This window comes from Margalitia sp. FSL K6-0131, assembly GCF_038008735.1.
Lineage (GTDB): Bacteria > Bacillota > Bacilli > Bacillales > Bacillaceae_C > Margalitia > Margalitia shackletonii.
Genome location: NZ_JBBOZS010000001.1, coordinates 4,931,393 through 4,947,142 on the forward strand (window position 1 = coordinate 4,931,393; position 15,750 = coordinate 4,947,142).

The following is a 15,750-nucleotide window of genomic DNA, read 5'->3' on the forward strand; positions in this document are numbered from 1 at the left end:
ACATTCAATCCAGAAAGTAACTTAAACACAAAACCCCTGAATTCGGTCAAATTCGGGGGTTTTCGTTTTGGGAATAGTCCAAAAATCGGTGAAATAATAAGAATCTCAATCTCTTGTTTTCTTCTTTTTTCTCCCATTTTCTATTTCACCTATGACTTGATGAAGGTAATTAGTTTTTATTTTGGGCTATCCTTTTTAAGTTACCCGTCAATAAGAGGGCAAGCACGTAGGCGAGGCATCGCGATATGTGATCTGTGGATCAGTATTATTAATGAAAGGCTATATTATTTATCTACTGCGTAGTGCAACTGAACGACATCACTGCCAAGAGACTTGAAATCTAACAACTGGACATCTTTGTATTGGCAGTTGGCAATGTCAAGCAAAAGGTTGAGCCCCTTACACTCCAACACAGGTGCAACATTGAATATTATCTCGTCAACAAGTCCTTGGCCCAAAAAAGTATTGTGCAATTCAGCACCGCCCGAAAGAAGGGCTGTTTTAGTCCTTTTTCTTGTAAGTAGTTTAAGGCTTCTTGTGGGGACTCGCCAACCTTTACTCCAGGGATTTCTTTGACACTCTTAGAGAGAACGACTATGTCAATATCGCCAAAAACTTGTGTCGGGTTCTGCACTCTCTTGAAGCTTCGACGTCCAGATATGAAGTTACCCACAGCTTTGGATTGGGTAAAAAAATCGTCTAGTGCTTCCTTTTTGGGTGTATGCTGTGCATAGTTACCATTAGCGGTCATTGCTGCCCAAAGTATTGTTTTCATATTAATCCTCCTCGTATATGATTATACAATTCACAAAGTTATCTTACAGAAAACGTGTTTATTCAGCCTCACCACCCTTTATTTCAAGATGTCTTTCAAGAACTCTTCGAATGGAAACGGCAACTCGATCTGGTCGACCCTCTTGCACGAAATGAGAGGCATCGCCTAAGAATTCTGTTTCATCATTTGGAGGTATCTCTGCCATTTTTCTATCCCCTTGTAAGTGGAAAACCGGCGCTATCATTCATACCCCAAAGTAGTTGCACTGGTTAATCAGATATTCTTGCAGTTTCGATTCGATTTCTGTGAGCCACAATCGTGCCTTTCGAATCTGTCTAATGAAATCCATGTTGGTATCCTTGATTTGGGTGTTGGGAACGGGTCCGCCTAAATATATTTTCCAGTAGGCAACCCAGTTCCCATGGAGGGCTTATTCAAAGCGTTGTCCAGGAAAACATCAACTCACATCATCCCTATTAGTCTTACGTGTCGTTTACCTACGCTATTTCACTTTTACCGGAACCGCTAATTCAACAACCGAGTCCATTGGGTTTCCGTTCAATAACGCTTCAATGACATAGGTATTTTTATACTCAAGTTCAGGATGGATTGGTAAAATTTTTCCGAAAAATTCGCGAATTAATAGGTCGAATAATTTTCGACTTGGTGCTCCTTCAGCGGTAAGTACGACATAATCATTAGCTGGCAAGACTAATTGCTCCGCATCTTCAGCAACGGTTGCTGTATTTGCTCCTATGAAATAGGATAAGCTCTTACTGCCAGTTGTCCCGACTGCATAACCAATTTTGTCTCTGCTACCAGCCATTAGTGCGCCAAATTTGCCACTTTGTGCGAGTGTCCCGAAGTGCGCTGATTTTTGTTTCGATACCTCATCCACATTCTCCATTGTTGGCATTGGAACGGAGGTGCTATAGCCAGTCAATGTTAATTCATCCATGTGTTTCATTGTTAATTCAGTCATTTTATTTCCCCTTTTCATATTTTGTAACTATACTATAACCAACAAACCCTGACAGCTGTCTGTCATATATTTGGAGAAACTTATGAAAATCGAACGATTAATTAGTATGATTATGATTTTATTGCAGCGAGAATTAGTCTCGGCAACAGAACTAGCAAAAATTTTTAAGGTAACTACACGGACGATTTATCGCGATGTCGAAACACTAAGCATGGCAAATATCCCCATATATACCGTTCAGGGACGAGATGGCGGAATTGGACTAATGCCTACCTATAAAGTTGATAAAAAGCTGTTAACCTCTAAGGATTTGCAAAATATTTTAACTGCCTTACATGGTGTGGAGCAGCTGATTCAAAGTCCGGAAATCATATCAACTATGACAAAAATCCGTGCAATGCAAACAGAACAACGGAACGCTGAGATGGATTTTTCTTTGAATTTTACCGGTTGGCAAGGAACAGAAGAATTAAAGGCCGTAGCTGAGTCTTTACAAGAGGCAATCCGTTTACATTTAATTGTCAAATTTGACTATTACGATGCCAATGGCACACACTCTTCTCGAAAAATTGAACCATATCACTTGATGTATAAAGGCGAACGCTGGTACTTACAAGGATATAGCTATGAGCGAGAAGATTTTCGCACTTTTCGCTTGGCTCGCATGTCGAATTTGAAATTTACAAACGAAACATTTAATGCACGCGATTATATCGTAAAAGACATAATACCAAAAGAAAAGCTTCCCCAGTTTTACCCGGTTCGTTTGAAAGCGAATATGCGGGTTCGCGATATCATTATCGAACGATTTGGCACTTCGGTGATTATACCGTGTAATGAAACAACCTACTATGTAGATCTGCAACTTCCGAATGTTGAGAATGCATATCGTTTTATTTTACAGTTAGGAGCGAATGCCGAAATTATTGACGGTGGTCTTTTTGAACAGGATTTTCGTAAATATTTGACAAAAGTCTTCAACATCTATGAACCTAATCTTTAAAGCCAAAAAGGTAATCCTCTAATCAGAAGACTACCTATAAGCTGGTATTAGTAAGAATCGCACCATTGCGGAGGCGAGCATTTAAATTCACGTCTTTTAAACCCCAAAATGCAGCTTTGAAAAAATATGTGAGCAAAAAAACCTCGCAAACCCTTATTTCACAATAAAAAAGAAGAATCCTTTTTGAAATTGATCAAAATGGATTCTTCTTCAGCAGATTTAAGTTGAGTATTTATAAAAAAAGTAAGATCATTTTCTACCTATGTTGTTCAACAAACGCGCCCTTTAACGGTATAACTAAGAAGCTTCTATTATTAAAATGGATCTTCTTTTTCGACCAATTTCTCCTTTCCCCCTCTGTTAGGATAGATGTCGTATGATACTTTAGTGTTATAGTTAAGTAAATAACACGGAGGTTGATCAATATGACAGGAAAAAATGGACTACGATATTCGCAAGAACAAAAAGAGGCGATTACCAAACGCATGATGCCCCCAAATAATGAATCCGTGACGAAGATTTCGAAAGAAGAAGGCATCTCAGATGTTACGTTATACAAGTGGCGTAAAGAAGCTCGCGCGGCTGGTGTGGCTACGCCCGGCAATGGACAAACAAGCGACAAATGGAGTAGCCAAGACAAGTTTTTAATCGTGATGGAGACGTTTGCGATGAACGAATCGGAGCTTGCCGAGTATTGTCGTAAAAAGGGGCTTTACCGTGAACAGATTGAAGCATGGAAAAGTGTATGTCTTCAGGCAAATGGTCAGGTGTTCGATCAAGCAAAACAGCTGAATGGTGCATTGAAGGAAGAACAGAAGCGTGCAAAGCAATTAGAAAAGGAGCTACAAAAGAAAGAAAAGGCACTAGCCGAAGCTGCAGCTTTATTACTTTTGCGAAAAAAGGCCCAAGCGATTTGGGGGGACGACGAGGAAGAATGATTAGCCCGTCAAATCGCGCATTAGCAGTCGAACTTATCCAAGAAGCCAATCAAAATGGTGCGCGATTAGCGAAGGCTTGTGAGGAACTTCATCTCAGCGTTCGGACCTATGAACGTTGGGTGGCAGAGGGTAATGTGAAGGTTGATCAGCGCCCACTTACGAAAAGACCTGTACCGAAAAATAAGTTGTCTGAGAAAGAAAAAGAAGAAATACTAACGGTTGTCAAACAAGAGGAATACGTCGATTTACCGCCGACACAAATTGTACCGAAGCTTGCGGACGAAGGAACTTATATTGCGTCAGAATCCACATTTTATCGTGTGTTACGTGAAGAAAAAATGCAACATCATCGTGGTCGTAGTCAAAGGCCAGGGAGAAGAATTCCTGAGAGTCATCTAGCAACATCGCCAAACCAGGTGTGGACATGGGATATTACGTGGCTCGGCGGACCTGTGAAAGGTTTGTATTATCGACTCTATTTAATTCTCGATTTATTTAGTAGAAAAGTAGTAGGCTGGGAAGTTTGGGAAACAGAAGAGGCAAAACACGCTGAAACGCTTGTGAAAAAAGCAGTTATCAATGAAAAAATACAGGGGACACCACTTGTATTGCATTCAGATAATGGTAGCCCGATGAAAGCTGAGACATTCCTAAGTTTACTAGAAAAATTAGGTATTCAAAGTTCCTTTTCAAGACCGCGTGTGAGTAATGATAATCCTTACTCAGAAGCGATGTTTCGGACACTAAAATATCGACCAGATTTCCCACACAAAGGCTTTGCGTCACTCGAAGAAGCACGAAAATGGGCACAGCAATTTGTCTATTGGTACAACGAGATTCACCTGCATAGTGGACTAAATTTTGTGACGCCTGTACAGTGTCATACAGGGGAACACGTAGCCATATTGGAAAAGCGGAAAAATGTATACAAAGAAGCGAAGGCTAGACATCCAGAACGGTGGTCAAGAGGCACAAGAAATTGGGCACCGAATGAACAAGTAGCGCTCAATCCAATGAGGGATGAGGGGCAAACAGAGGTATTGAGGAAATCATAATATTCCCCATTTTCCTGGTGATTTGAATCGAAAATGCTTTTCCTTTCGATTCAAATCACCAGGCCAGCAAGCGCAGCGCGGTAGCCTTGACTGAACTCGGAGATTGATAACATTCTATTAAAATACTAAAGTAATTAAATACGACAACTATATTGACAAACACCGCTTTTCTTAATCCTAATCAAACGTTTGATTAGATTTTAGATAATGCTTATTCTTATGGGATTTTCTTTGTTACTTCTATAAAAAAGATATCGAAATTTCTTATAAGAATTATATAGAAACCTATTCTATCTCGCCTTATACTGTGTATTTTATTTATTTTGAAATTCCTTTTTAAATTCCGTGTGTTGTTTTTTACGAGTTTTTTAGTTGTATTTTTGAACCTAAATACGGAATATTTAGAAGCACTTTGATCTATATAAAATAGGAACGAGGACTATAATCTATGGTGATAATATGAATCTTGCCACTAAAGGACTATTTACATGATATTTACCCTTCAATAAAATAAATGATAATTACAATTAGGGTAAATATTTAAAAATATCACTTATTAGGAAGTGGAATTGTTGAAAAGGAGAATCTGCATTATTGGTAGTGGCGAAGCTGGACTACATCTAGCCTATGCTCTAAAGGACGACTTTGATATCACTGTCATGGAACGCAAATCACCAGATCAGTTTAAAAAAGGTCGCATCATGTCTACACAGGTTCATTTTGGACCAACAAGGAAACGTGAAAAGCGATTTAAAATGCCAAATTGGGAAGATCAACCTCTTATTGAAAGTATCCATATTACAATTGGAAATGAAAAACTATTTGTAGGAATGCTGCAAGAGCCAGCATTATCAGTTGATCAACGTTTATATTATTCGTATTCTATTAATGATCTTATAGAAAATGGCGTTTCCTTCCGGTTTGAAAAAGTAGATAAAGAAGATTTGGACATATTACTAGAAAAGTATGATTTAATTATTGATTGTACAGGGAAAAATGGACCTCTTTTTCCTTTCCCTACCGAGGAAAGTCTAACTCCTTTTCAAACTCCTCAGCGAAAATGTATCGTAGGTTATTTCGAAGGTATAAAAGCAAATAATCCCTTAGGAGTAAGTGTAACGGTTCTTCCAGAACTAGGTGAAATGTTTGAGATCCCCGCTCTAACAGAACAAGGTCCTGTTACAATTCTGTTCGTTATGGTAGTACCAAAAAGTGATTTAGATGTATTTAAAGGGATAAAGTATGCAGAAGATTTTACACTTAAAATGAGAAATACAGTTCAACAGTTCTTCCCGGATATTCACACTAGAATAGATGAAGAAAATTTTGCTTTAACCGATGATAATGCCTTTCTTCAAACTGCTATTACACCAGTTATTCGAAAGCCGTATTCCTTGGTAAAAAATAAGCTTGTTGTTGGCTGCGGAGATAGTGTTTTTCTGAACGATCCCATTACAGGTCAAGGTTGTAATCTCTCTTCATATTGTGCAGAACAATTGTATGAAACCCTTATGAAATACAAAGATTCTAAGTGGGACATAGAAGCAGGGGAGTATTACTGGAATAGAACAAAACAATATGTAACAGAAGTAACGGGATGGACAAATGCCATGACAAAGCCATTACCGAATCATGTTGTTCAACTATTGCTTCAGGTTGCACAAGACCAAGCAAAGGCGGATGAAATTGCGGAGTGGTTTGCAAATCCTACTAAAGCATATGAAGCATTTTTTCTAAATAATATAAATTAATCATTAAAGGTAGTGGGATATGCCACTACCTTTGTATTATGCATTCTCTATTTCCGTTTTTCTGACAATATTTGGTCTAGTCAAAGAAAATATTGCACAAAGTAGGGAGATGATGACAATAGTGCCACCAACCCAAGCCATGTGGGACACATTACTAGTTTGTTTTAAAGCAATACCACCAATAGCAGAGCCGAGTGATATGCCGATTTGTAATGCGGAATTATTGAAGCTTTGTTGGATATCAGATGTAATTGGATCTGCTTGAATCAAGTAACTTTGTTGCGGTGGTGCAAGACTCCAGCTCAATGCAGCCCAAATCATCATCATTGGTATAAATATCACAAGTGAAAATGTTGTGAAAGGAAGCAAAAACAGTACTACGGCAAATGAGCTAATCACAATGATAATACTCTTATTAGCACCAATCTTATCGGAAAGTGTTCCTCCAAAAGCTCCCCCACTTACTGCTGCTACACCAAATATAAAATAACATACACTAATCCAAAAAGAGTTAAGATGGAGATTTGTTTCCAAAAACGGTGTAAAATAAGCATACAGTGTATAGTGTCCTGCTAGCATAAACATAGTAGCAAGATGCGCACTGCCTATTTTTGCACTGCCAATTGCTTTAATTTGTACGGAGAGTGGAATAGTTTTTTCACCAGGTATCTGTTCTAAAAACATGGAAATGAGTATTATCGATCCAATCGACAATATGGCTATACATAGGAATATAACTCTCCATCCAAATGTATTGGAAATTAAAATGCCCAAAGGAACTCCTAAAACAAGAGAGGAACTAATCCCCATATAAATAAGCCCCAACGCCTTTGCCCGATGGGATGGTTTGACAATTTTTGCTGCAATGGTCAATGAAAGAACGACAATTAACGCTGTACTCATTGCTGTCAACACTCTAGAAATCATCATAAAAGTGAAGTTTGGGCTGATATACGTAATGACGTTACCTATTAAAAATACAAATAAGGAAATAAGATATAATTTCTTACGTTCAATTTTGCTGGTTAATACAAGTAAAACAGGTCCGGCAATCGCATATATGAGTGCAAACACTGTTATTAACTGCCCAGCAGTACTTAGTGAAATATGAAAATCATCTGCGATGGCGGGTAATATACCGCCCACAATTAATTCCACCAGTCCAACTGCAACCGTTGATAATGCTAAAATAAAAATTCTAAAATTCATATTAAAAACATTGTCTCCTCTCCTATTTTATAACGATATAAACTTATTTTTTCCCAAAAAAAAATAAAATCCCAACTACAAAATGTTATTGCATTTTTGTAGTCAGGATTTTTCGGTTCCTGGTAGAAACCCTCAAGCCATATTCTCGAGGTTATACATCGTTATTGTTTATGTAGTTTAAGAATCTAATAGAAAATTCTACTACGTTATAATATATTTTTCAAGTTCAAATTTTTCAATGGAATAACAAAAGTGACAAATTGGGCTATCTTCCCCATCCACTAGTAAAGGTGGATACTAGATTTTAATTTTATTCTTTTATGCACCACTATGCCGCCCAATAGAGTGGAACAAACATGAATTATCCTCTTAGCCTTGTAAATTAACGTTTACCGGTGAGCCCTTCATTGTCTTTGCTCAATTGACTCATGACTTGAATGAATTCTTTTGTTGCAGGTGTGACTTCATCAAAGGAGTGTGTAATGATACCAATAACTCGGTTTATCTTTGGATGAATATCTTTTATGGTGAGATTGTGAGAAACAGAAGATAGTGTAAAATTCGAAATAATGCCTATGCCCAAGTTCTTTTTAACCATATTTATTAACGTATCGGCAGTTTGGACGGTCAAGTTCTCTTTAAACGCAATATTGTGTTCTTGAAGTATGGTAGATATAACAGTCTCATGTCCTCCTTTACAAAATATAATTTCATTCTGATATTCCTCAAAATCAATTTTCTTTTTATTCATTGATGGATGATGTTCTGAAATGATTGCGACCATGTAATCATGGATTAAAATTTTATATTCATAGTTATCAAAGGGGGACGTAACGATCCCCATATCAACCGTTCGATCCTTTACCCATTCTTTGATTTGATTTGAGGTTCCTTCGAATAGTTCTATACTAACGAGCGGATATTTTGACCTGAATAAGGCGATTGTTTCCGGCAGTAGATTCGTTGATGCTGCAGGAAATGACCCCACTTTTAACTTACCACTTAGAAATTTATTCTCCCGGCTAGCAATTTGGTATATTTTGTTTTCGATCACCTTCATCTGCCTGGCAAGTACCAGAATTTCTTTCCCCACATCGGTGAGCAGTAATCCATTGTGTTTATCCCGAATAAACAATTTGATATTCAACGATGTTTCTAGATTTTTAACCGCCTTGCTAACTGCCGGCTGCGAAATAAACAATGCTTTGGAAGCTTCTGTAATATTCATTTTCTCTGCCACTTCCATAAATATTCTGAGATTGTTTACGTTTATACCCATAACCAATAAGTTATCTCCCCTATTCAAAAAATGTATTTCAGTTATACAAAAATATACCATATAATATCAACCATCAGTCAATGCCTCAGAAGAAAATTCATCAGCAATAACTCATTCTTGATTCCAAGGATGGACACTTTTAACTATGAAGGAGGAAATGTTTTATGAGTATCCACGCTAAAGAAACCGCCCTTTCAAAGTCGTCTACAGTCCGATCACCTCGTTCCTGGAGGATATGGGCAACCGCCTGGATGGTAACGGCAGTCTTCATTCTTTCGAATTCTGCTACCCCGCTCTATGTTTACTGGCAGCGAAATATAGGCTTTTCTAACGGGACGCTTACTCTGGTCTTTGCGGCTTATATCGTGGGACTTCTCCTGACGCTTCTTTTCGCCGGCCAGCTCTCTGACCGGTTCGGACGTAAAACAGTACTGTTCCCAGGTCTGACTGCAGCCGTTCTTGCTTGCCTATTGTTCGCTACTGCGTCCTCCGTGACAGTTCTTCTCACTGCCCGTTTTCTATCAGGCATTGCTGTCGGCGTAATCGTCTCAGCGGGCATGGCGTCGGTCGTGGATGTCGGAGTTCCCAATCGGAGACAGTTGGCTTCGCTTGCTGCATCTGTAGCCATGGTACTGGGCGCGGGTCTCGGACCGCTGCTAGCGGGGGTCTTGGCTGTGGCACTGTCACAACCGGTGGTTCCAATCTTTGCAGTCGAACTTGCTGTATTGGCGACTGCTTTTGTCGTTGCAGGAACACTACCAAAGAGACGTATTCACTCCCGTCAACAGAACAACTGGCGTCTGCACTTGCCAAGTGTACCCAAAGTAAATCAACTGGACCTAGCATTCGGAATCGCCATTTTCGCACCTGGCATTACAGCTACATCCTTCGTATTATCGCTTGGTCCCTCGCTTCTGGCAAAGCTTCTACACGTCACCAGCCCTCTTATCGCGGGAGGCACGGCCTGTATCATGTTCCTGACGGCAACAGGCGTACAGTTCGCGGTCAAGAAACTACACGTCCGAACAATTTTCCTGACCGGTGCTTCTGCCATTATCCTGTCTATGATCAGTGTTGCGGTGGCCATCAATGCCTCTGTTGCCTCGCTGATTGTGATCTCCGCCGTTCTAGCCGGTGCTGGTCAAGGCCTCGGACAACTCGGGGGTCTGACGCTAATTAGCCTTCATGTCCCAGAACATCGCAGGGCAGAAGCGAACGCAGTACTCAACATTGGCGGCTATATCCCAGCCGCTATCTTACCCGTTTGCACGGGCTACCTTATCGATGTCATGGGTCTGACAATCGGCGCAACTGCCTTCGCAGTAATCCTGTCTGTGGTAGCCGTTTCTGCATCACTTTTTGTTCGCACACGACTTCAAAAGGAGTGAAAATACGTATATTAAATCCACTAATAGGGTATGTTGTATCCTCATCCTAAATAAATGGGCCGGTTATGAATAAACAAGGTTTTAATGTTGCGTCTTCTATATGATGGAAGACGCGGATTTTCCTGGCTTAAAACCAATTGAAGGATGGCATTTTTCATAAAACCGGTTTTCAAAAAATATGTGACAATAAAAATGGCTTGCAAACAGACAACAGTTTCCGCAAGCATTATCTTATTTATTATTCCGTTAAATGGGCGATTGTTGAACCTCGTCTTCAAATTTTACCCAAGTCCAATCTTGAGAATTCCATGGACTCGTAACGTCGTATATTCTCTCCTTGTACTGTCCCGAAAAAGGCTGGTCTATTATTTCAGCATTGGTTATCACTGTGTTTCCTCCAAATAGGGTAATTTCCATAAATATTCAATATTGTTTTTCAATATCCTTCTTCCAGTAACCTGACCCTTTAATCGAATAAAAAAGCCACCAAATTGGCAGCTGGATCTTAAACATGAGCACAAGTTTATGAAATAAGCAACTTAGTTCTTAACTTCATGCCAGGCAAGTTTAGGTCTTGTATCAGGGTATCCGAATTGATGGCGATATTCTTTTCGTGCTTCTGTAAAATCAAACCAACATTTATTACTTTCTGGATTATTGGCATGATGGACCACGCAACGAAAAGCATCTTCTAAACAGGGATCTTCCCAGTATCCACACTTCTCTTCCCAACAATTAATGAGATCAGAACCATCCATGTTCTTTATTTCTTCAAGCGAATAGTAACCTAAATCTACTATACGTTGGGCAACTTTTGGGCCAATCGAGGGGAACCGTTTGAAATATAGCTAAAGCCCGCAGATATTTGGATCTATCACTGGATATTCCCAAGCATTGAGAAAGTTCCAATGTACTAATATGCGAAATATCGTTTAATTTAATTTTACAAGTTCTTAATTTGGCTCTTTCTTCCTCGGTTAAAGGAAGTTTGGGAGAAGAATTCGGCATAGGCTTCACCTTTCCAACACGTTTTTCGAGCTTCTAAAACACCCTCTACTAATCCAGCATCCTCAGAAAACTTTTAACTTCATCTCTCCTGAAATCTATTGAGAAGATGGATGGACGCTATACATTCTAAATATGGAATAGTCATAAAATTATATACGCCTCCATCCATAGAAGGCTATGACTAGATCATGTCCGTTAATTTTACTAAGACGCTCATCAAGGAATTCACCAATTTTGATACCCCCAACAGACTCATAAAACTTTCTTGCGGAAGAGTTGCCCTTAAAGACTCCTAAAAACATCGACCTTATTCCATTCTGTTTAAAGTGATTAGTAACGGCATTTAACAACTTTTTTCCCATACCAGTACGTTGATAATGAGGTGAAATATAAAGCGTGTTTAACTCACCATGATACCCTTGAGGTGCATGATCAGGTATGGAGCCCATTGAAAATCCTATAATTTCATCTTGTCTTACAGCTACATAACAAAATGATTGAAGATTGCTATTTTCCAAAATCCCCTTGAATCTTTCAACTGTACTTTCGTTCGATATTGACTCCATAAACTTTTCTGACACAATCCCCTGATGGGTTGCCTTCATACTATCTACATAGATTTTTGCGACAATCGGTAACTCTTGGGGTTCCATTTGTCTAATTATCAAATCTGTCCCCTCATTTCAAATAGTATTGTTGGTACCTTTGTTGAGTTGCACTTGTAATAAGATAAGAAAAATTAATATCACGATAAAGCCAATTAAAGAGTACCTCAAAATTCCTCTCAATCTAATTATTCTAAAATATATTCATCTTTTTTACTACAAGCTCCTTCTTTTCTTTGTCACTATCCTTCCCCTTTTCTTCAATAAGAAAAGAACATTCCTTATAAAAGGAATGCCTCCGTTAGTTGCAAAACTTATTATTTTATTACAAGGCTTTGTTAATTCTCAATGTTGATTTTCAGCCAAAACTATAACCTACCCATTAAGGGCTTTTTATTAAGCTATCGTTCTCCATTAGCGGAACACCTTGTACGGCTATTTCTCCAACTCATAGCGGGCCGCGATAATGCCCGACTTGAGTGTTCGACTGGACAGTAGCTTGAGCCTGATTTTCTCGCTGCCGTCGAATACCGATTTTCCGCCGCCTAGGACGACTGGACAAATTGTAAGCAGGAATTCGTCGATCAGGCCGAGCTTAAGAAGCGTCTTCGCCGCTCCCGGGCTGCCGAAGATAACGAGATTTTTGCCGGGCTGCTCTTTGAGTACCTTGATTTCCTCTGCGATATTGTCCTTGATCAGCATCGTATTGTTCCATTCCACCTTGTCCATTGTGCCGGAAATGACGATCTTCTTAACATCCTGCAGCCATTTGGCATGCTCCATATCGTGCCTTGACGCATTCGGATTGTCCAGCTGAGTTGGCCAGTAGCTCTCCATCATGCGATACGTCGTCCGTCCGTAAACGGGAGCTCCGACATCGGCTACGACCTCCTCGGCGTATTTCTCCAATTCCTCGTTGTACGGAATCCAATCGAGTCCTCCGTTCAAGTCCGACGCATACCCGTCCAGCGATACATGCATGAACAATACGAGTTTTCTCATGTCCGTTTCTCCTCCGATTTCGAATTTATTTTGTTCGATTTATTTGGCCGTTGGCTGCGTTTCATCCTGCTGTTACGTTCATTATAAATCATTACGTTATGTAAGGCTCAAGTTGAAGTCTGAATTTTTCGAAGAAAACAATGTTGCGTAATTCTGCCCCTTTTGTTCAATAAAAATTCCAACAAAAATAGGCATTAACCCTTCTTGGATTAACGTACCCGTTACTTTAAGTACAGCAATTCACAAACTTATAGAGTAAATAATTTTCAAGGCCTTTTTGGTTGAGCAAAAAACATAACAGATAAAAATACAATGATGAAATTACCAATAAAAATAATGGTTTTATCATCTGTTAAAAGATTTAAAATGGTTGTTAGTATAGCTGCTATTAGCCCAGAGAAAAATACCCTATATATTTTTTTCATATGCCCCTCCATGATCAATTTTTGCCAGAACATTAAATTTCGTTTGTTTAATGCAGATTAAGCAAACGATTTGAACTAATTCCTATCTTTTTTATTGCTATCTCCTGTTTCTATCAAATTGCTTTTTAGTATATGAAGACACATAAATTATCTATGGTAATAAAGTAATTAAATGTATCAACTATATAAATAATATTTACCAAAAATGGATCCCATTTATTTGTACGGAATATTTTTCAAAAAGTTTCAGTGTTCGATAATCTTTGTTCAACTAATCTGCCCCGTTTGTCGAATAAGAAAAAGCCACCAAATTGGCAGCTGGATTTTTAACTCTTGCACCCTTTAAGTACATAATTTCACAAAGTTTTATTTTAGAGACAATCTTAAAGAAAATTAGTGTTTATTATTCTTTCCAGTTTATCTTTTCTTTTCATAGTTAACTTTACATAGCTACTTGTTAGGTCATTAATCCCCTGGTTAATAAATAAAGCAATAATCCCTCTTGTAAACCATAAGGTAAAGTTTTCTTTAAGAATTTTCCAATTAAATGTGTCAAAATTTGATATATATCCGTTCCTAAAATCGGTTAAAGATGTAATTAACTCATTTTCATCTTTATTCCAGTCAATAGTTGATGAAATAACTGCACTCATGTCAAAATGGTTATTCCCTTTTCTTACTTCGCCAAAGTCAATAATATAAATTTGGCTATGATTAAATAAAAGATTCCAAACACCTAAGTCTCCATGTATATAGCAGTTGTTTTTAAAATTGTAATCTATACATTTCTCTATCAAGGTTACTAATTGACTTTTATATTCTAATTTATTGAATTCCTTCATTTGAAAGAGATCCATCCACATCTTATCCAACGAAAAACGGTCATTTTGCTCGTAAATACCTGTAATACTCTTTGTATTAGAATGAAAAAGAGATATTGTTTGGCCTAAATTATAAAAATTGATTTCTTTGCTTTTATCCTTATCGTTTTCAACATAGATCTGTAGATTATATACATCTTCATTATTTTTAATATAAGGTTGTTTTTTATTACTTAACAAGATTTTCGGAGAAATGTTCTGTTTTAATAGTGCTTTTGATATTAAAAATTCAGTGATTGCTTGTGTGCTATCTTTTAGCTTTCTCAAAATATATTTTCCATCTACTGTGACTACCAATTTAGCATTGGAGGTATTTCCTTTACTTATTTCCTTAACCTCAATAACCGGACTAATTGGATAGTAATTGGAAACTCTGCTTAAATCAAACAATTCCATTCATCCCCTTCTTAATACTGTACAAGTAACCGACCAGCCTTTTCCTATTGGTGTATTCTTTAAGTGTGTGTAAAATTCCTTGTTCAGCTAATGTACCCTTTTGTTCAAGTTCTTCATAATCCTTTTTACCTTTGTAAAATCTAATCCCTTAATGTGTAGGGGCATAAAAAAAAGACGCCTTGTTACTAAAGAAAAGCACCTTTTTATGGAATAACTAAAATATAGCGTTTTTCCTGAAACCACTAAATTTATCCTCTTTATTAAAGGTAAGTCTTTACAGTAGGTCGCTCATATGTAAAAAATTTATCAATTAACGCTTTAGGGTTTGAATCTAATATTGCCATGGAACGATATTTTTCCTGCAAAAATTGGTGCTCAACCATATGGTCAAGCAATTAAACAAGAGGTTTATAATATTCATTAATGTTAAGAAGCCCACATGGCTTTTAGTGCAAACCAATTTGAGACCATGTAAAGATTTCAAAAAACTCTTCCAATGTTCCCGAACCTCCTGGTAATGCAATAAATCCATCTGCTAAATCTGCCATTTTGGCTTTTCTTTCATCCATTGTATCTACGATATATTAGTTCTATTAAATGTTGGTGATGAATTTCTCACTCTTTTAAAATCTATCATTTTCATTACAGAGGTTTTCCTGATAAGCTAAAAGGGCTATAGTCGAGGGAGGTAAATATCATTGAATGTTAATGAGTTTCAAGAATGGGTAAGGTCATATTATGAAAAAAGAGGATGGTCCGAATTAGACATTTTTATTCGAATTGGTTTTTTAGCCGAGGAAACAGGAGAAGTCGCTAGAGCAATTAGAGCTCTTGAAATTGGTAGAGATAGACCAGATGAAAATAATGGAACATTAGCACAACAAAAACAAGAATTAGTAGAGGAACTTGGGGATGTTTTAGGAAACCTTATTGTGATTGCTAACAAATATGATATTGCTCTTGAAGACATCTTTCAGTCGCATCGTGACAAATTAGTCAAACGTTATACAACTTCAAAGTAAGGTTTTAAAGGGGCTTTTCTTTAGCATTTTA

The 15,750-nt window shown here is 37.9% G+C and carries 17 protein-coding genes, 1 pseudogene and 1 riboswitch; of the genes and pseudogenes, 5 read left to right on the forward strand and 13 right to left on the reverse strand.

What is annotated here, in order from left to right; translation table 11 throughout:
- Nucleotides 1-284 precede the first annotated feature (284 nt).
- The 4 genes from NSQ59_RS24185 to NSQ59_RS24200 form a co-directional block, all read right to left on the reverse strand.
- Nucleotides 285-473: a hypothetical protein gene (locus NSQ59_RS24185; RefSeq protein WP_340832934.1), complete on the reverse strand. Its 189-nt coding sequence runs from the start codon at nucleotides 471-473 to the stop codon at nucleotides 285-287.
- A complete protein-coding gene (locus NSQ59_RS24190) occupies nucleotides 431-775 on the reverse strand; it encodes a hypothetical protein (protein ID WP_340832935.1) in 345 nt (114 codons plus the stop codon). The genes NSQ59_RS24185 and NSQ59_RS24190 overlap by 43 nt, the downstream gene beginning before the upstream one ends.
- Nucleotides 776-833: 58 nt before the next feature.
- Complete coding sequence (locus NSQ59_RS24195) at nucleotides 834-980, reverse strand: hypothetical protein (protein ID WP_340832936.1); 147 nt, start codon at nucleotides 978-980, stop codon at nucleotides 834-836.
- A 297-nt stretch (nucleotides 981-1,277) separates the two neighbouring features.
- Nucleotides 1,278-1,757 carry a GyrI-like domain-containing protein gene (locus NSQ59_RS24200; RefSeq protein WP_340832937.1) on the reverse strand — a complete coding sequence of 160 codons (480 nt, stop codon included), beginning with the start codon at nucleotides 1,755-1,757 and terminating at the stop codon, nucleotides 1,278-1,280.
- A gap of 82 nt (nucleotides 1,758-1,839) precedes the next feature.
- Here NSQ59_RS24200 and NSQ59_RS24205 point away from each other — a divergent pair, with 82 nt between their 5' ends.
- From NSQ59_RS24205 to NSQ59_RS24215, 3 genes are all read left to right on the forward strand, one after another.
- Nucleotides 1,840-2,760 (forward strand): helix-turn-helix transcriptional regulator, encoded by a 921-nt coding sequence (locus NSQ59_RS24205; protein ID WP_340832938.1) that lies wholly within the window; start codon nucleotides 1,840-1,842, stop codon nucleotides 2,758-2,760.
- A 425-nt stretch (nucleotides 2,761-3,185) separates the two neighbouring features.
- Nucleotides 3,186-4,753 (forward strand): IS3 family transposase gene (locus NSQ59_RS24210; RefSeq protein WP_445669222.1). Its coding sequence is split into 2 segments (ribosomal slippage): nucleotides 3,186-3,669 and nucleotides 3,669-4,753, totalling 1,569 coding nucleotides; the frame shifts between segments, so codons are not numbered across the junction.
- 563 nt (nucleotides 4,754-5,316) lie between these two features.
- Nucleotides 5,317-6,504 carry a styrene monooxygenase/indole monooxygenase family protein gene (locus NSQ59_RS24215; RefSeq protein ID WP_340832940.1) on the forward strand — a complete coding sequence of 396 codons (1,188 nt, stop codon included), beginning with the start codon at nucleotides 5,317-5,319 and terminating at the stop codon, nucleotides 6,502-6,504.
- A gap of 36 nt (nucleotides 6,505-6,540) precedes the next feature.
- On the opposite strand, the gene NSQ59_RS24220 is transcribed toward NSQ59_RS24215, so the two are convergent.
- Entirely contained in the window at nucleotides 6,541-7,713 is a 1,173-nt protein-coding gene (locus NSQ59_RS24220) for an MFS transporter (protein ID WP_340832941.1), read from the reverse strand.
- Between the two features lie 79 nt (nucleotides 7,714-7,792).
- Nucleotides 7,793-7,892: riboswitch (purine riboswitch) on the reverse strand.
- A gap of 203 nt (nucleotides 7,893-8,095) precedes the next feature.
- A complete protein-coding gene (locus NSQ59_RS24225) occupies nucleotides 8,096-8,992 on the reverse strand; it encodes a LysR family transcriptional regulator (RefSeq protein WP_340833198.1) in 897 nt (298 codons plus the stop codon).
- A gap of 164 nt (nucleotides 8,993-9,156) precedes the next feature.
- On the opposite strand from NSQ59_RS24225, the gene NSQ59_RS24230 reads away from it, so the two are divergent.
- Nucleotides 9,157-10,380 (forward strand): MFS transporter, encoded by a 1,224-nt coding sequence (locus NSQ59_RS24230; RefSeq protein ID WP_340832942.1) that lies wholly within the window; start codon nucleotides 9,157-9,159, stop codon nucleotides 10,378-10,380.
- A 246-nt stretch (nucleotides 10,381-10,626) separates the two neighbouring features.
- Here the strand turns inward: NSQ59_RS24230 and NSQ59_RS24235 are convergent, their stop codons facing one another.
- The 7 genes and pseudogenes from NSQ59_RS24235 to NSQ59_RS24265 form a co-directional block, all read right to left on the reverse strand.
- Nucleotides 10,627-10,767: a hypothetical protein gene (locus tag NSQ59_RS24235; RefSeq protein WP_163258620.1), complete on the reverse strand. Its 141-nt coding sequence runs from the start codon at nucleotides 10,765-10,767 to the stop codon at nucleotides 10,627-10,629.
- 152 nt (nucleotides 10,768-10,919) lie between these two features.
- Entirely contained in the window at nucleotides 10,920-11,204 is a 285-nt protein-coding gene (locus tag NSQ59_RS24240; protein ID WP_340833199.1) for a helix-hairpin-helix domain-containing protein, read from the reverse strand.
- A gap of 333 nt (nucleotides 11,205-11,537) precedes the next feature.
- Nucleotides 11,538-12,056, reverse strand: coding sequence for a GNAT family N-acetyltransferase (locus NSQ59_RS24245; RefSeq protein ID WP_055741841.1), 519 nt, complete (start codon nucleotides 12,054-12,056; stop codon nucleotides 11,538-11,540).
- A gap of 372 nt (nucleotides 12,057-12,428) precedes the next feature.
- Nucleotides 12,429-12,995, reverse strand: a complete 567-nt coding sequence (locus NSQ59_RS24250) for a dihydrofolate reductase family protein (RefSeq protein WP_340832943.1) — start codon at nucleotides 12,993-12,995, stop codon at nucleotides 12,429-12,431.
- 266 nt (nucleotides 12,996-13,261) lie between these two features.
- A complete protein-coding gene (locus NSQ59_RS24255) occupies nucleotides 13,262-13,420 on the reverse strand; it encodes a hypothetical protein (protein WP_161809300.1) in 159 nt (52 codons plus the stop codon).
- A 383-nt stretch (nucleotides 13,421-13,803) separates the two neighbouring features.
- Nucleotides 13,804-14,697 carry a phosphotransferase gene (locus NSQ59_RS24260; protein WP_340832944.1) on the reverse strand — a complete coding sequence of 298 codons (894 nt, stop codon included), beginning with the start codon at nucleotides 14,695-14,697 and terminating at the stop codon, nucleotides 13,804-13,806.
- A 260-nt stretch (nucleotides 14,698-14,957) separates the two neighbouring features.
- Nucleotides 14,958-15,312 (reverse strand): annotated as a pseudogene (locus NSQ59_RS24265) (LOG family protein); the annotation flags it as partial.
- 83 nt (nucleotides 15,313-15,395) lie between these two features.
- On the opposite strand from NSQ59_RS24265, the gene NSQ59_RS24270 reads away from it, so the two are divergent.
- The gene (locus tag NSQ59_RS24270; protein WP_055741838.1) at nucleotides 15,396-15,719 is read left to right on the forward strand and encodes a MazG nucleotide pyrophosphohydrolase domain-containing protein; all 324 of its coding nucleotides are present in this window, start codon (nucleotides 15,396-15,398) and stop codon (nucleotides 15,717-15,719) included.
- Nucleotides 15,720-15,750 lie beyond the last annotated feature (31 nt).